This is a genomic window from Vibrio sp. M260121 (assembly GCF_036533715.1).
Taxonomy (GTDB): Bacteria; Pseudomonadota; Gammaproteobacteria; order Enterobacterales; family Vibrionaceae; genus Vibrio.
The window spans coordinates 1-13357 of sequence record NZ_JATABF010000037.1 but is presented as its reverse complement, the minus strand read 5'-3'; the positions used below and the strand labels follow the sequence as shown (position 1 = coordinate 13357).

11 protein-coding genes are annotated in these 13357 nt (G+C 46.2%); 3 read left to right on the top strand and 8 right to left on the bottom strand.

Features of this window, described 5'->3' with window-relative positions; genetic code table 11:
* Positions 1-18: 18 nt before the first annotated feature.
* Positions 19-654, top strand: a complete 636-nt coding sequence (locus QTO06_RS18215; RefSeq protein WP_005440488.1) for a TetR/AcrR family transcriptional regulator — start codon at positions 19-21, stop codon at positions 652-654.
* A 186-nt stretch (positions 655-840) separates the two neighbouring features.
* Positions 841-1797 (top strand): DHH family phosphoesterase, encoded by a 957-nt coding sequence (locus tag QTO06_RS18210; protein WP_331409257.1) that lies wholly within the window; start codon positions 841-843, stop codon positions 1795-1797.
* Between the two features lie 96 nt (positions 1798-1893).
* Here the strand turns inward: QTO06_RS18210 and QTO06_RS18205 are convergent, their stop codons facing one another.
* The 5 genes from QTO06_RS18205 to QTO06_RS18185 all read right to left on the bottom strand — a co-directional run bounded on the left by QTO06_RS18205 (position 1894) and on the right by QTO06_RS18185 (position 6312).
* Positions 1894-3042: a murein hydrolase activator EnvC family protein gene (locus QTO06_RS18205; protein ID WP_331409256.1), complete on the bottom strand. Its 1149-nt coding sequence runs from the start codon at positions 3040-3042 to the stop codon at positions 1894-1896.
* A gap of 26 nt (positions 3043-3068) precedes the next feature.
* Positions 3069-3890: a serine O-acetyltransferase gene (gene cysE, locus QTO06_RS18200; RefSeq protein ID WP_331409255.1), complete on the bottom strand. Its 822-nt coding sequence runs from the start codon at positions 3888-3890 to the stop codon at positions 3069-3071.
* Positions 3891-3968: 78 nt separating this feature from the next.
* On the bottom strand, positions 3969-5006 hold the full coding sequence (gpsA, locus tag QTO06_RS18195) for an NAD(P)H-dependent glycerol-3-phosphate dehydrogenase (RefSeq protein ID WP_009707847.1): 1038 nt from the start codon (positions 5004-5006) through the stop codon (positions 3969-3971).
* 205 nt (positions 5007-5211) lie between these two features.
* On the bottom strand, positions 5212-5676 hold the full coding sequence (secB, locus tag QTO06_RS18190; protein WP_005386410.1) for a protein-export chaperone SecB: 465 nt from the start codon (positions 5674-5676) through the stop codon (positions 5212-5214).
* 201 nt (positions 5677-5877) lie between these two features.
* Positions 5878-6312, bottom strand: a complete 435-nt coding sequence (locus tag QTO06_RS18185) for a rhodanese-like domain-containing protein (protein WP_005425033.1) — start codon at positions 6310-6312, stop codon at positions 5878-5880.
* A 486-nt stretch (positions 6313-6798) separates the two neighbouring features.
* Here QTO06_RS18185 and gpmM point away from each other — a divergent pair, with 486 nt between their 5' ends.
* The gene (gene gpmM, locus QTO06_RS18180; protein ID WP_331409254.1) at positions 6799-8331 is read left to right on the top strand and encodes a 2,3-bisphosphoglycerate-independent phosphoglycerate mutase; all 1533 of its coding nucleotides are present in this window, start codon (positions 6799-6801) and stop codon (positions 8329-8331) included.
* 138 nt (positions 8332-8469) lie between these two features.
* Here the strand turns inward: gpmM and QTO06_RS18175 are convergent, their stop codons facing one another.
* The 3 genes from QTO06_RS18175 to QTO06_RS18165 form a co-directional block, all read right to left on the bottom strand.
* Positions 8470-9357 (bottom strand): DMT family transporter, encoded by an 888-nt coding sequence (locus QTO06_RS18175; RefSeq protein ID WP_331409253.1) that lies wholly within the window; start codon positions 9355-9357, stop codon positions 8470-8472.
* A 123-nt stretch (positions 9358-9480) separates the two neighbouring features.
* Positions 9481-11361 carry a methyl-accepting chemotaxis protein gene (locus QTO06_RS18170; RefSeq protein ID WP_331409252.1) on the bottom strand — a complete coding sequence of 627 codons (1881 nt, stop codon included), beginning with the start codon at positions 11359-11361 and terminating at the stop codon, positions 9481-9483.
* A 286-nt stretch (positions 11362-11647) separates the two neighbouring features.
* Positions 11648-13063, bottom strand: coding sequence for an SLC13 family permease (locus tag QTO06_RS18165; RefSeq protein WP_331409251.1), 1416 nt, complete (start codon positions 13061-13063; stop codon positions 11648-11650).
* Between the last annotated feature and the right edge of the window lie 294 nt (positions 13064-13357).

Genomic DNA, 13357 nt, shown 5'->3' with positions numbered 1-13357 from the left:
AGAGGGAATACGATAACCATGAAAACGCGCGACAAAATCGTTTATGCCGCACTGGAGTTGTTTAACCAACATGGTGAGCGCAATATTACAACTAACCACATTGCTGATCATATTGAAATTAGCCCAGGCAATCTTTACTACCACTTCCGTAACAAACAAGAAATCGTGCGTGAGATTTTCGCGCTTTACTCTGCGGAACTGCTAGAACGCTTTACTCCAATTCAAGGTTCTCAAGAGAGCCTGACCATGCTGAAAAGCTACCTCGATTCAATCTTCACTCTGATGTGGAAGTACCGTTTTTTCTACGCGAACCTGCCAGAAATCCTTTCTCGAGATGAGCAACTGCATGATGAATACATTGATGTTCAAGAGAAGCTGCAAGCCAACCTCATTGCAATCATGCAAGAGTTTGTGTCGCTGAAGCTGTTGAATGTCGACCAAGAGCAGTTGAAATCACTGGTTTGCACGCTGCATCTTATTGCGTGTAGTTGGTTAGCTTACCAATCGGCGATGTCATCAAAGACCGATATTACTGAGCTAATGGTGAAACAAGGCATGTTGCAGATGCTTAACGTGGTGAAACCCGTGGCGACCGAGCAGGGCATGGAACAGTTGCTTTTGCTTGAAGAAGCAGTGAGTCGTCTGCACAGTTAATACTATTTTCCCTCCTTATTCATTTCAGAAAATGAGAGTATGGCTCAACGCTTAAGGTTTAGAGCGCAGCTCTCATTTTCAACTCCTTCCTTGAGTTGACTTGCTGTGCTCATTTCGCACAATAGAACTCATGCTCTTCCATACTTTCTAGTGGAAGATGATTCTCGATAAAGGAACTATCGTTCAATGAATTACGACATTTTTAATGGCGATGCCGACGGCATCATCGCATTGCTGCAATTGCGCTTAGCGGATCCTATCAACGCTGAGTTGGTGACAGGCGTAAAGCGCGACATCAAACTGATGGAAAAAGTGGATGTGCAAGCGGGTGATGAGCTGACAGTATTGGACATTTCAATGGAAAAGAACATGGTAGGTCTAGAGCAAGCTTTGGCTCAAGGCGCGCATGTCTTCTACGCCGATCACCACAAGGCGGGCGAGATTCCTCAACATGGTAATTTGGACGCGCACATCGATCTCGATGCCAACATGTGTACTGCATTGATTATCGATAAACTGCTTGATGGCCGTTTTCATACATGGGCGATCACCGCTGCTTATGGCGATAACTTGATCGCTAAAGCGGATGCATTGGCGGACAAAGCCGGACTTAATCAAGAGCAGAAAGCACAACTAAAAGAGCTCGGGACGTTGATTAACTACAACGGCTATGGCTCTAAAGTAGACGACCTGCATTTTCACCCAGCGGACTTGTATCAAGCGTTAAAGCAATACGTTTCACCATTCGATGCGATTGCAGATAAAGCGTCACCTTACTACCAATTACAATCGGCTTATCAACAAGATATGGATGCGGCGCAGGCGGTTCCTGCTACTCACGAGAGTGCGAAGCTCAAGCTATTTGAACTGCCAAACAATGCAGCATCACGTCGAATTAGCGGCGTTTATGGCAACTGGCTTGCAAACCAAACCCCAGACTCTGCGCATGCGGTATTAACAGAAAATGCAGACGGTACTTACACGGTTTCTCTTCGCGCGCCATTGAATAACAAGCAAGGTGCCGTGGCGGTGTGTGGACAGTTCCCGACAGGTGGTGGTCGAGAGGCTGCGGCGGGTATCAATGCGCTAAGCAAAGATGATGTTAGTGCCTTTATTGATGCGGTCGAAACCTACTACGCATAGCATTTTCCAAAATAGACATACAACAAAGGAGCCGAGTGGCTCCTTTGTTTTTTGTGTCACGATAGTGCAGCTTAGAACTGCGATGATAAATGATAGCTACAAACGCTTTAACCAAGATTTCGGGTTTTGCGCTTCACTGTTACGGCGAATTTCGAAGTACAGTGAAGGCCTGTCTTGACCACCTGTATCACCCGCAAGGGCAATCACTTCACCGGCTGTTACCTTATCGCCTTCTTTTTTGGTCAATGCTTGGTTGTAACCGTAGAGCGTCATGTCACCTTTACCGTGGTCGAGTAGAACGACTAGACCATAACCACGCAAGTATTCGGCGAATACAACGGTACCTGGGTAAACGGCTTTGACTTGTTGACCGTAGCTTGCTGAAAGCACCATGCCTTTCCAGTTTACTTGGCCAGTCTGTCTGGTTCCGAAGTTATGCAGCACTCGGCCTTTCAGTGGCCAGGGCAGTTTGCCACGTTGTTTCGCAATACCATCCATCGGTACTGCGTTACGTTTTGCGGCTTTCGCTATCTCGGCCTTTAGACGGGTTTCGTTACGTTGCAGTTCTGCTAAGTAACGTTTGTCATCTTTGATGCTCTTTTGAATCTTGCTCAGCGTACCTTTACGTTTCGACTGCGTGCTTGCTAAAGACGAACGTTTTTCTGATTGCTGTTTAAGCAAGGTTTCAATTTGGTCTTTTTCCAGTTCGAGTTGGTTCTTGTTGTGCGCCAACTCTTGAGTGGTTTTGGTAATCGCATCAATGACTTCCGCGCGAGCTTTGGCAAGATGTTGAAAGTATTGGCTGATGCGATCTTCTTCTACGCCTTCGTTAAGGAGATGCCCATTGGCTTTCGCACGCTCCGTGACGTAGTAGGTTTGAATCAGTTGTTTTAGCTCTTCCTCTTGCGCTTGGCGCTGGCCTTCTTGCAGTGCAATTTTCTCTTCCAACTTATTAATGTTCTGATCGGCTTGCGCTAATTCCGCCTTAGTTTGCTTAATTTCTCTTTCTAGTTTCGAGATACCAAGCTCTTGGTCTTTAAGCGACTTTTGCAGATCGTTAAGTTGTTTTTCTTGAGAAGTGAGCGATTTACGCTGACGGCTGATTTCGCTAGAAACGCCTTTTAACTCTTGCTGACTGGCAGCGAAAGAGGTGAGGGGATATGTGGCAGATAAAGCACAAGTTAATAAAATAGCCGAGCGTAGCACTGGGTGATTTTGTTTTCGCACTTGAGAGTTACCTACCACATTATTGTCAAAGGATCAGATGACGATTAAATACCATCTCCATGGATAAAGCTTTGCGATTTGCCATTAAAGCCTTGATCCATATCGAGAGAAGGTTTGTCCGTTTTCGGACGACCAACGATTTTTGCAGGCACACCAGCCACAGTTGTGTGGGGTGGCACTGCTTGCAATACCACGGAGCAGGAGCCAATTTTGGCACCTTCTCCCACTTCGATATTGCCAAGAATCTTTGCACCTGCGCCGATCATTACGCCTTCGCGAATTTTCGGGTGACGGTCACCGCATTCTTTACCGGTACCACCTAGGGTGACATCTTGCAGAATAGACACGTCGTTTTCGACAACGGCCGTTTCACCAATCACAATGCCGGTTGCATGGTCTAGCATGATACCACTACCAATGCGCGCTGCAGGGTGAATATCAACCTGACATGCAACAGAAATCTGATTTTGTAGATATGTCGCAAGAGCGTGACGACCTTGCTTCCACAACCAGTTTGCTACTCGGTAGCCTTGCAGAGCATGGTAGCCCTTTAAGTACAATAATGGCATTGAGTACATAGAAACCGCGGGGTCGCGATTGACCGTGGCACAAATATCACAAGCTGCGCCGTCCGTGATAGTAGGATCGGCAGCAAATGCCTCTTCAACCACTTCACGCACTGCCATAGCAGGCATCGATGCAGTGTTTAATTTGTTGGCCAGAATATAGCTCAATGCGGCACACAGGCTGTCATGCTTAATAATGGTCGCATGATAAAAGCTCGCCAGCATAGGCTCTTGCTCTGACATCTCACGGGCTTCTGAAACAATTTTGTTCCAGACTTTTTGTTTTTCGCAGTGTTTCATTCTCAATATCCTGAGTGGTTCTTCCGTGACCCGACAACTTCTATTCTTCTCAGATGAGGTGCAAAGGGAGCTAGGGTGCTACTTTCCTTCGGCTTTTTTGTCACGAGCAAGTAAATCTTGCGCTGCCAGGCGTGCATCTTTTCCTTGATACAATACTTGATAAATTTGGTCAACAATTGGCATCTCTACGCCCATGCGCTGAGAGAGCATCCAAACTTCTTTGGTGTTGCGGTAGCCTTCAACGACTTGACCGATTTCTTCTTGCGCAGTGTCGACGTCTTTACCTTGACCTAGTGCCAAACCAAAACGGCGGTTACGCGATTGGTTGTCTGTACAAGTCAGAACAAGGTCACCCAAGCCAGCCATACCCATAAAGGTTTCAGGTTGTGCGCCTAGTGCGGCACCAAGACGGCTCATTTCTGCCAAACCACGTGTAATCAGTGCTGTACGGGCATTGGCACCAAAACCGATACCATCAGACATACCTGCGCCAATTGCGATAACGTTCTTCACCGCACCGCCAAGTTGCATGCCGATAAAGTCGTTGTTTGCGTAGACACGGAAAGTTTTGCTGCAGTGAATTTTCTCTTGTAGGTCAGCAACGAAGTCTGCGTCTGGCGAGGCAACAGAGATGGCAGTAGGCATACCCATCGCAAGCTCTTTAGCAAACGTAGGGCCAGACAGTACCGCTAGCGAATAGCTGTCACCGATGATGTCAAACGCCACTTCTTTTAGTAGGCGACCGGTTTCTGGCTCAAGACCTTTGGTTGCCCAACAGATGCGAGAATCTTCACGTAGGAAAGGCTGACAGCTTTTTAGTACGATGCCGAAAACGTGGCTAGGAACCACAACTAACAAGTCACGGCTTGCTTGAACGGCTTTTTCTAAATCCGATTCAATGATCAAGCTCTCTGGGAAATCAATACCAGGTAGGAATTCGTGGTTGGCACGGTCTGCTTCAAGGCGTGCCATGTGCTCTGGCTCGTGACCCCATAGGATGACGTTCGCGCCGTTACGAGCAAGGGAGATTGCCAAAGAAGTGCCGTATGAGCCAGCACCGATCACAGTCATTGCGATGTCTTTACCGTAAGCATTGTTTGTATTTGCTTGTGTCATGCTACCGCCTAATTGTCTTTCTACTAGTAGAATCTAGTTCATAATCGCTAGAGTTTACGCTCTCAAGGGGTTAGGAACTAGGAACTTTTATCAGAAATAAAAAATGCACATTGCATCGCTGAGAGGACGCTTTGTGCATTTTCTTCAGGTATATGACGTGTGCTCATTCTCTATGAAGGGCAACACGTCACTTACAAAACGTGAATTACGCTTCAGCTTCGCCTTGTTGAGCTTGCTGTTGTAGGTAGTTCATGAATAGCGCGTCGAAGTTAACTGGTGCTAGGTTCAGTTGAGGGAACGTACCTTTAACCACTAGGCTTGAGATAGTTTCACGAGCGTATGGGAATAGGATGTTCGGGCAGAATGCGCCTAGGCAATGTGCAAGTTGACCTGCTTCCATTTGCTCAGCAGTGAAGATACCACCTTGTTGAACTTCACATAGGAACGCTGTTTCTTCTTCGTTCTTAACAGTAACTGTTAGACGTAGAACAACTTCGTAAACACCTTCACCAAGCTCACGGCTTTGAGTGTCTAGGTCTAGTTTAACGTCTGGGTTCCACTCTTTTTGGAAGATTACTGGAGAGTTAGGCGCTTCGAAAGAAACGTCTTTTAGGAAGATGCGTTGAATTGCAAAGTTTTGTTGTGCGTCTTGTGGTGCTGCTTCAGCCATTTTTAAATCCTTAATAAACATTTGTTGGGTCTAGGATTTTCTAAACCCAGAAATATGGTTTGTCCTGAGACTAACTGAGCAAATCTAGCTTGACTAGATGAAGCGCGTATTACGTGCAAAGCATCACAACTTAGTGCTTCAACTGCTTTCTATTTGCTCAGTTTATATAAACGAGGCTGGCAAAATTGTTTTACCGCGACCTTATTTCTTACCACGTACTAGTGGAAGGTTCGCTTCGTTCCATGCAATCAAACCGTTTTTCAGTAGGCTTACGTTTTCGAAGCCTGCTTTCGCTAGTAGGTTTGCACTTTCTTGAGCGGTTTGACCCGTTTTGCATACCACAATGATTGGGTCTGATTTACGGTTTTCAAGGCTACCAAAGTTACCTGCTTTGATATCAGACGGCAAAATGTGAAGTGCGTCGGTGATATGACCTTGTTTGAACTCATCTTTAGAGCGGATGTCCACCACAACGCCGTTTTCACGGTTCATAAGGTGAGTCAATTGGTTTACGTTAATCTCTTTGTATGCGGCTGTCGCTGATTTCACGAGGTTCATGATAAATGCGACAAGAAGACCTACCCAAACCAAAGATAGAATCATGTTCTGTTGGAAAAAATCAATGTACTCTTGCATGTCTTGAGCTCTTGCAATGTTGGCGGAAAAATAAAGCAGGAGTATAGCGGGGTTAGTCGTCTTAGGCGAGAGGGTTAAAATTTTCTAACGAATAATTGAGATCTACGCGCTTGCCCCAAGGCTTTTCTGATGTGTTATTCACGCAATCTTATTATCACTTCCTCCTATCAATTCAATCGGTGTAATTGACTTCACTTCTGGTCGAAAAAGCGCACAATGGGTCACAACAAAAAGTTTTTCACCAAAGTATTTCGGTGGTCGTACAAAGCGTCTTGAAAGTGACTATGCTTGTGGAACACGTTTGCTGACTGAGTCGGATTGCTTGCTAACTTGTAAGATAGCAACAATAAATCGCAAACATTATTTGATCTTAACCTACAGTTTTGGTTAAAAAGTGTAGTAAAATTACGCTAGTTTTGTTTCAAGGTTAGATAGAGCAGCGAAGCTCTACACCGAAAGTTACTTAAATTTGATGAGGTCATCACTATGTCTGCTAAGAAGCCATTGGCTCTAGTTATCCTTGACGGTTACGGTTACCGTGAAGACACAGCAAGTAACGCAATTGCAAATGCTAAAACACCAGTAATGGATGCACTAATTGCGAACAACCCTAACACTCTAATCTCTGCTTCAGGCATGGACGTTGGTCTACCTGACGGTCAAATGGGTAACTCAGAAGTTGGTCACACCAACATCGGTGCAGGTCGCGTTGTATACCAAGATCTAACTCGTATCACTAAGTCTATCGCTGACGGTGAATTCGCTGAAACAGCAGCACTAGTTGAAGCTATCGACTCTGCAGTAAAAGCTGAAAAAGCAGTACACATCATGGGTCTTATGTCTCCTGGTGGCGTTCACTCTCACGAAGACCACATCTACGCAGCCGTTGAAATGGCAGCAGCTCGTGGCGCTGAAAAGATCTACCTACACTGCTTCCTAGACGGTCGTGATACGCCACCACGTAGTGCCGAAAACTCACTACAACGTTTCCAAGATCTATTTGCGAAACTAGGTAAAGGTCGTGTTGCTTCTCTAGTAGGTCGTTACTACGCAATGGACCGTGACAACAACTGGGATCGCGTTCAAGTTGCTTACGATCTTCTAACTCAAGCTAAAGCTGAGTTCACAGCAGAAACGGCAGTTGCAGGTCTAGAAGCGGCTTACGCTCGTGAAGAAAACGACGAATTCGTTAAAGCAACAGCTATCAAAGCAGAAGGTCAAGAAGACGCAATCATGCAAGATGGCGATGCGGTTATCTTCATGAACTACCGTGCTGACCGTGCACGTCAAATCACTCGTGCATTCGTTCCTGCATTTGACGGCTTCGAGCGCGCTGTATTCCCAGCAATCAACTTCGTGATGCTGACTCAATACGCGGCTGACATCCCTCTAGCAATCGCATTCCCACCTGCGTCTCTAGAAAACACTTACGGTGAGTGGCTATCTAAGCAAGGTCAAACTCAGCTACGTATCTCTGAAACAGAGAAATACGCGCACGTAACGTTCTTCTTCAACGGTGGTATTGAGAACGAATTCGAAGGCGAAGAGCGTCAACTTGTTGCATCTCCAAAAGTAGCAACTTACGACATGCAGCCAGAAATGAGCTCTCCAGAGCTAACAGAGAAGATGGTTGCGGCTATCAAGTCTGGTAAGTTCGATACTATCATCTGTAACTACCCGAACGCAGATATGGTTGGTCACACTGGCGTTTACGAAGCGGCTGAGCAAGCTATCGAAGCACTAGACGAAAGCGTTGGTAGATTGGTTGAAGCAATCAAAGAAGTTGGTGGTCAAATGCTAATTACTGCGGACCACGGTAACGCAGAGATGATGATCGACCCAGAAACGGGTGGCATCCACACTGCTCACACTAACCTACCAGTACCTCTAATCTACGTAGGTGGCAAAGCAGTTGAGTTCAAAGAAGGCGGTAAACTGTCTGACCTTGCACCAACAATGCTTTCTCTAGCAGGTCTAGAAATCCCTGCAGAAATGTCTGGTGAAGTGCTAGTTAAGTAATTAACTGACGATTCAGAATGATAAAAGCCCGAGCTCGACTCGGGCTTTTTTATGTCTACGATTCGGTGTTTAGTAAGGCGGCGGTGAGTTACGAAGCTCAACAATTACTATGGTTAACAGCCCCTCATTAAACCTGAGCTATTGCACTAGGATGCCAGTGCCTATGACCGCCAGAGCAGCGCCAAACCAAGCGAATCGATTCGGACGTTTCTTGGTGTAAATCCACAACAATGGCAACAACATGATCGGCGTTGTTGAAGAAAGCAGAGCCACCATCCCGACATTCCCCTCACGCAGGGCATATAGAATCAACGTCATACCCACCGCCATGGCCAAAAAGCCATTTAATGCGGTAATGCCAAAAACTTTCCATGTGATGGTTTGAGTCGCGCGAGCGACTTTGGCGCCAATTAACCAGAGTGCGCAATGTGCGACGAAAGCACTGAGCATACGAATCGCGGAAGCGGCGACAGGATCGACACTGGTTTGCATGACAGGTTTAGCGATGATGCCGCCCAGAGCCTGACACATAGCGGCAGTTAAACCGAGTCCGACGCCAATCCAAACGTTGCCTTTGATCTCTTCTAGCGCGTTGCTGGTTTGCCCGCGTCGACCATAGAAAATTGCCATCACTACACCGCTGAAGACCAAGGCGGCTCCAATCAGCTCCATACCCGTCATGCTTTCGCTAAACAGGAAGTAACCCAGAATGGCAGAGAAGACGGCATGACAAGAAAACAACAAGCCTGCTTGGCGTGGCCCCATGCGGTTCAAACAAGCGAATAACGCGGTATCGCCAATAAAGATACCAATCAAACCGGACGCCATCATCGGCGTAATGTGTCCTGCCGATACACTGAGCCAGCCACCCGTTATCCACGCCATTGTGGAGAGGATTACTGCGGTACAACCCATACGCCAACGGCTATAGGCAAACGCACCAAGATGCTGAGCGGGAACAACAGAAATTAAGCTAGAAACAGCCCATAAGAAAGCAGCGCACAGCGCTAGCCATTCGTAACCCATGATTGCGAGACATCCTTGTAGAGCAGGGGAAGGGCTTTAATATGCATCAATTCATAAAGATGTAAAAGAGCATCTTGTTGCTAATAAAAAAGCAGCTCGTTGAGCTGCTTTTGATAGGGAGGGTTACACTTTAAAGCGACTGATGTTCTCACGCATGGTATTGGCGGTATCGTACATCTGGCGTGCGCCTTCGCTGCTCTTAAGCGATTGTTCGGCAATCATGTCGGCATCGTCTTTAATGCCTTGTGTGTTGCGGCTGATGTCTTCGCTTACCGCGCGTTGCTCTTCTGCAGCGCTTGCGATTTGCATTGCCATGTCGTTGATCTCAGTAATTGAGTTAGTAATGCTAGTCAAGCTGTCGTGTGCTTGTTGAGCATAGTCCACACTGGTGTCTGCCAAACTTGTGCTGGTTTGCATACTGTTTACTGCTAGCTTGGTGTTGTTTTGCAACGTTTCGATCATGGTGCGGATTTCTTCCGTTGAACCATGAGTGCGTTGGCTAAGCACACGTACCTCATCAGCAACCACAGCAAAACCGCGACCTTGCTCACCAGCACGAGCCGCTTCAATTGCTGCGTTGAGTGCCAACAAGTTGGTTTGCTCGGCAATGCCTTGGATCGTCGATAGGATTTGGTTGATGCTTTGCGTGTTTGCTTCTAGCTCTGAAATCACGCTGGCGGCATCACTTACTTGTTCTGCTAGTTCTACAATGGCTTCACGGTTTTTCTGGATGACGTTTTGCCCTTCCATACAAGCAGATGCGGAGTTTTGCGAAGCGCTCGCTGTTAGCTCTGCGTGGCTTGCTACCTCAGCAGCGGTTGCTGACATCTCATGAATAGCAGTAGCAATTTGGTTGACGTCATTTTGCTGATGTTCAACACGACCCGCAGCCATCGCAGATAGCTCATTTGCTTGATTTGCTTGTTCCGAAAGTTGCTCACTGTCTTCAACAATACTCTTCAACATGGTCTGCATTTGAGCAAGGAACTGGTTCACGTGAGTGGCAAGTTCCCCAATCTCATCCATGCGCTCGATCTTGATGCGCTGAGTAAGATCGCCTTCGCCCTGTGATAACTCTGAAAGCGCATCAGAAAGCGTTTGAAGTGGCTGCAATAAACGAGTGATGATGTAAGTACTGATTGCCGCAATAATCAGATACAACACAATCGAAGCAATAGCGGTAAATGTCACTTGATCAGAGACAGAAGCAAACGCCATTTGTTTGTCTTGAACAATACCTAAAGACCAATCGGTGTTCGGCACTTTCGCCACGTAAATCAGCTTGTCGCCTTGGCTCGGCCATTGAATGGTGTCTAGCTTCGCATCGCCAGCTAGCGTCATCATCGTGCTATGAGTTAAAGCTGGGTTGAGTTCTGTCAGTGGTTTTTGGCTAAGCTTTTCATCTTTGTAAGCCACTAGGTTATTGTTGCCATCAACTAGGAACGCGAAACCGTCATTATCAAGTTGAATGTTAAGCACTTCAGTGATGATGTCAGTTACCGCCAAGTCTGCAGCAAGCACGCCTTTCTTACCTTGATTAAAAGCTTTGGCAAAGCTAACCACAATGCTGCCATCGAAGTCTTGGTATGGCTCTGTGATGATCAACCCTGATTTTGCCATCGCATCTTGGTACCAAGGACGAGTGCGTGGATCGTAATCTGCAGGCCATGATTCCGTCTTATCACCGTAGGCGATTGAGCCGTCAGAGAAGCCAGCGTAGACCGATAAAAACTTACCAGCGCGCTTGGTCAGTAGCATTTCACGATCGGCATCGTCTGATCCTGCAATGATATTTTCATTTGCCAGCATCATATCGCTGCGAATCGCCAGCCAATCGCTGATGTAACGATTGGTCGATTGAGAGATGTTTTGAATCTCTCGATTAAGGGTAGAAGTGGTTTCTGTGCGCAGTTGATTGACGGAAACCCAAGCTTGAACGCCACTAACAATGGCGATAATGACTGCAATCGCAATCTGTATTTTAAGTTTGATGGTATTTCTCATTGCCTTACCTTCATAAAACAGACGAAAAGATCAATGTCACGAGCCGTGACTTCAAAGGGTGTGAGACGATTCAAGCACTGAAAGTTACATGAAAGGCTGTAGCTAATTTATCGACGTTTTACGTGAAAACTTGAGATAAATAGCGTAATTTTTATTCAATATGTTGATTATAAAAGTGAATTTTCTAGATTCGAAAATCGATATAGATTTCGTAAATATTGCTGTGGATTTAAAGTGCTGGAAGGAAAGAGCCTGGGGTGGCGTGAACCACCCCGAAGTTAGCGTGTTAGAACAAGATAATCACAGCGCCATAGACGATGAATAGGCCCTCCAAACCGATAATCAAACCGACTTTTGCCATGTCTTTGCTTTCAATTAAGCCTGTTGAGTAAGCGAGTGAGTTAGGTGGTGTAGAGACTGGTAAAATCATACCTAGTGAAGCCGAGAAAGCGACGACAACCAGCAATCCTTGTAAACCACCGATAGCAACCAGACTCGGCATAGAAGCACCAATCGCCGCTGCAATCGGCATCAACAAGTTCGCAGTGGCAGTATTAGACATAAAGTTTGCCATTAGCCAGCACACGATCGATAGGGCAACAACGACAGCGAATGGTGATAGGGACTCATAATCAATTGCGTGTGCGAGTGCTTCAGCCAAGCCAGTTTTATCTAACGCAATACCAATGGCGATACCACCGGCTACCAGCCATAGCACATCCCAGTTGATAAGCTTGAGCTCTTCTTTGCCCATGATTCCCGTTAAGGTAAATACCGCGAGTGGAATGATAGCGACTACATAGGTATTCATGCCATGCACTTTAGTTGTCATCCATAGCAGGATGGTCATAGCGAAGGTCACGTAGACCACTATGGCACGCCAGCTTTTCTTAAATTTACCATCCAAGCGCAGTTTCATTTCCGGTTCACTAGAAGGGAAGAGCTTTTGCAATAAGAACCAAGCTAGCGTCAGTTGCACTAAGACAAAAGGCAAGCCCATCAGCATCCAAGATAGGAAATCGATGCTGTTTTCTCCGGTTAAATATTGCAAGGCAATCGCGTTAGGCGGTGTACCGATTGGCGTCGCGATACCGCCGGTATTAGCGGCAATAGGAATACACAAAACCAGTGCTTTGATCCCCAAGTCTCCTTTTGGTGCTGAAGCAACAATGGGACCAAGGAGAGCTAGCATCATAACGGTCGTCGCAGTGTTCGACATAAACATCGAGAACACGGCGGTGATCAGCATTAAACCCAACATAATGAACTTAGGTTGAGTACCAAATGGCTTTAGCAGCACACGAGCAAGGTTGTTATCAAGCTCGTATTTAGAGGCCGCAATAGCGAGCGCGAAACCACCCATGAAAAGGATGATGATGGGAGAGGAGAAAGCGGAGAAAATATCGGTGTAAGCAATCAACTCACCCAAGTCATGTCCCGCTGGTGGATTGCGAAATAGGTGTAATCCCTTGTCCGATATCATGATCAATTCAAGTGCGATGATCAGAATCGAAGTAGCGAAGACGGGAACCGGCTCTAAAACCCAAAGTAGTGCAGCAAGAAGAAAAATAGCCAGAAGACGATGCTGAATTAAAGTGAGATCGTCAATTGGAATGGCATCTATCGGCATCATTAAAACACCGAGTGGAATCAAAAAACACACCAGTAATTTGACCAGTGTGTCCGCACTCATCTTTGGCATTGGCAGCCCCTTTTATAATCATCCCTCAACGCAGAATAATTGATTGCGCTTTTAGGTACTTAGAGGCAAGTACGAGTTTGAAAAAGAGAGGCGAAATTTCGAACAGAGTTTTGCTTTTCGTCAATAAAAAAAAGCCCCCGTAAACGGCTGTCTCTTATACACAAATCCCCAAGCTTGTAGCTTGGGGATTTTTTTTGAACTCTTTAACGTGTGTGCGATCTGATCACTTACTATTCCTCACTGAAACACTAAGATGACATATTCAGACGCTAAACTTTGGGCACAAGAACAATT

Coding starts and splice junctions, on each gene's coding strand:
- secB (WP_005386410.1), bottom strand. CDS start 5,676: ATGGCTGAAGCAGCACCACAAGACGCACAACAAAACTTTGCAATTCAA.
- QTO06_RS18185 (WP_005425033.1), bottom strand. CDS start 6,312: ATGCAAGAGTACATTGATTTTTTCCAACAGAACATGATTCTATCTTTG.
- QTO06_RS18175 (WP_331409253.1), bottom strand. CDS start 9,357: ATGGGTTACGAATGGCTAGCGCTGTGCGCTGCTTTCTTATGGGCTGTT.
- gpmM (WP_331409254.1), top strand. CDS start 6,799: ATGTCTGCTAAGAAGCCATTGGCTCTAGTTATCCTTGACGGTTACGGT.
- cysE (WP_331409255.1), bottom strand. CDS start 3,890: ATGAAACACTGCGAAAAACAAAAAGTCTGGAACAAAATTGTTTCAGAA.
- QTO06_RS18215 (WP_005440488.1), top strand. CDS start 19: ATGAAAACGCGCGACAAAATCGTTTATGCCGCACTGGAGTTGTTTAAC.
- QTO06_RS18165 (WP_331409251.1), bottom strand. CDS start 13,063: ATGCCAAAGATGAGTGCGGACACACTGGTCAAATTACTGGTGTGTTTT.
- QTO06_RS18170 (WP_331409252.1), bottom strand. CDS start 11,361: ATGAGAAATACCATCAAACTTAAAATACAGATTGCGATTGCAGTCATT.
- gpsA (WP_009707847.1), bottom strand. CDS start 5,006: ATGACACAAGCAAATACAAACAATGCTTACGGTAAAGACATCGCAATG.
- QTO06_RS18210 (WP_331409257.1), top strand. CDS start 841: ATGAATTACGACATTTTTAATGGCGATGCCGACGGCATCATCGCATTG.